At 61.3% G+C, this 2195-nt stretch carries 3 protein-coding genes; 1 reads left to right on the top strand and 2 read right to left on the bottom strand.

Annotated features, from left to right (window positions below):
- The coding region (locus B3797_RS12505) for an aldehyde dehydrogenase family protein (protein WP_311791236.1) at window positions 1-633 on the bottom strand (633 nt) is incomplete at its 3' end.
- Between the two features lie 231 nt (window positions 634-864).
- Between B3797_RS12505 and B3797_RS12500 the strand changes: the two genes are divergently transcribed.
- Window positions 865-1434: a class I SAM-dependent methyltransferase gene (locus B3797_RS12500; RefSeq protein WP_311791235.1), complete on the top strand. Its 570-nt coding sequence runs from the start codon at window positions 865-867 to the stop codon at window positions 1432-1434.
- Here the strand turns inward: B3797_RS12500 and B3797_RS12495 are convergent.
- Window positions 1416-2138 carry a glutamine amidotransferase gene (locus tag B3797_RS12495; RefSeq protein ID WP_311791234.1) on the bottom strand — a complete coding sequence of 241 codons (723 nt, stop codon included), beginning with the start codon at window positions 2136-2138 and terminating at the stop codon, window positions 1416-1418. The genes B3797_RS12500 and B3797_RS12495 overlap by 19 nt on opposite strands.
- Window positions 2139-2195: the final 57 nt, after the last annotated feature.

Below are 2195 nucleotides of genomic sequence, written 5' to 3'. Positions count from 1 at the left end.
GCCGGGCGGCAGCAGGTCCTTAATCAGTTCAACAAACAGCGTAATGCTCAGCGGCGTCTGCTCGGCTGGCTTCAGCACCACGCAGTTGCCCGCGCCCAGCGCCGGCGCCAGCTTCCATGCCGCCATCAGCAGCGGGAAGTTCCAGGGGATAATCTGCGCCACCACGCCCAGCGGCTCATGGAAATGATAGGCGGCGGTAAACTCGTCAATCTCAGCGGCCGTCCCCTCCTGCGCTCGCACGCAGCCGGCAAAATAGCGGAAATGATCCACCGCCAGCGGCATATCGGCGGCCAGCGTTTCACGCACCGGCTTACCGTTATCCCAGGTCTCATTCACCGCCATATATTCGAGGTTTTGTTCCAGCCGGTCAGCGATCCTGAGCAGCGCCAGCGAACGCTGCTGCGGCGACGTTTTACCCCAGGCTTCGGCTGCGGCCTGCGCCGCGGCGACGGCATTATCCACGTCTGCCTTGTCCGAGCGCGGGAATTCCCCTGCCACCGAACCGTTGACCGGCGACGTATTGGTGAAGTAGTTGCCGTTCACCGGCGGCACGAATTCGCCGTTGATAAAGTTGCCGTAGGTTTTCTGGAGGTGAATCAGAGAACCCTGTTCTCCGGGAGAGGCGTAACGCATGGTGAATCTCCTTACAGGTCAGGAATTGAAACAACAATGAAACTTGCCGTTAACAATGAATGAACAAACCTAGCCTGTCAGATGTTGCTGTTGGAAACTGTGACCGCCGCAAAGGAAAAGCGCACCGCTCAGGCGCACAGATAATTCTGAGAACAGGTCAGAGCGCGGAAAAAAAGCGAAACTTCGGGCCGTATCAGGGTCAACAAAGGAGATTAATAACAGGAGAGTGACATGCTGGCTTCGGCTTTTACCCTTATGCGCGCAAAAGCAGACTTTATTCATCAGTTTATTCGCCACCCGCGCAAGATGGGCAGCATTACGCCCTCATCGGCAGCGCTCTGCCGCGCCATGAGCGACAGCGTCTGCTGGGACAGCGCCCTGCGCGTCGCTGAACTCGGCGCAGGCGACGGCGTGCTGACGCGTCACCTGCTGGCGCACATGCAGCCGCAGGCGGAACTGGAGGTGTTTGAGATTAGCGCGCCGCTGGCGGATAAGCTGCGCGCGCTGGAGGATAGCCGTATGCAGGTTCGCCACTGTTCAGCGGAGTATCTGAGCGGGGAGTATGACGCGATCTTTTCCGGCCTGCCGCTGCTGTCGCTTCCGCCCGCGCTGCGCGACAACATTTTACGGGCGGTGTGTAATGCGCTCGGACCGGACGGCCTCTTCATACAGTTTCAGTATACCTCGATGACTCAGCCCGATCTGTCACGCTACTTTACCTGGCAGCGCCAGCGGGTGCTGAAAAACGTGCCGCCCGCCTGGGTTTACCGCTGCAGACGCGGTTACGCTCCCTGCGCCTGACCCGCCTGCGGGCGCGTCTGTTGCCAGAACGCCACCAGCAGCTGTCGCGCCCAGTCAGTGCCCTCAATATCCGCGCCGCTGTCGCTGATCTCCTGCGGCAGACAGGCGCGCATAATGCGGCGCGAAAATTCAGGGTGAAACTGCACCGACAGCGCCTGCGGCGAATAGCGCAGGATCTGACAGCCATCTTTGTCCGATTTCGCCAACACCTGCGCCTGCGGCGGCGGCGCAATTACTGACTGGCGGTGCGACAGCCAGGCGCTGAACCGGCCCGGCAACGCCGCAAGCAGTTCGTCGCGCTGCGCTGCCGCTTCACAGGTCAGCGGCAGCAGACCGCGTTCCCAGCCGTTGGGGTTGTCCGCCACCTTGCCGCCCAGCGCGTAGGCCATCAGCTGATGGCCGTAGCAGACGCCCAGCAGCGGCAGCTCAGCCTCTATCGCCGCCCGCACCCACGCCGCGCTGCGCTCGCTCCAGTCGGCGTGATCGGTGACCATCGCCCAGGAGCCGCTGAGGATCGCGCCGCTAATCCGATCGAACTGCGGCAGGGACTCGCCCAGATGAGGACGCACAATCACATAATCGTCGGGCAGCAGGCCAAGCGCCTCGATAAACCAGCGCGGCTGTTCGCCGATACGCGCCGCAACCTCGGCTGGGGGAACTTCTAACTGAATCAGGGCAAGGGGCAAAGCAGAAGTGGATGTCATACCGAACCGGATCCTTTACAGATAAACGTCTCGGTGAACCAGTCTGACAGCAAAGCG

It is taken from the genome of Pantoea sp. UBA5923 (genome assembly GCF_002431095.1).
GTDB lineage: Bacteria > Pseudomonadota > Gammaproteobacteria > Enterobacterales > Enterobacteriaceae > Pantoea > Pantoea piersonii.
This window is presented reverse-complemented; position numbering and strand designations above follow the sequence as displayed.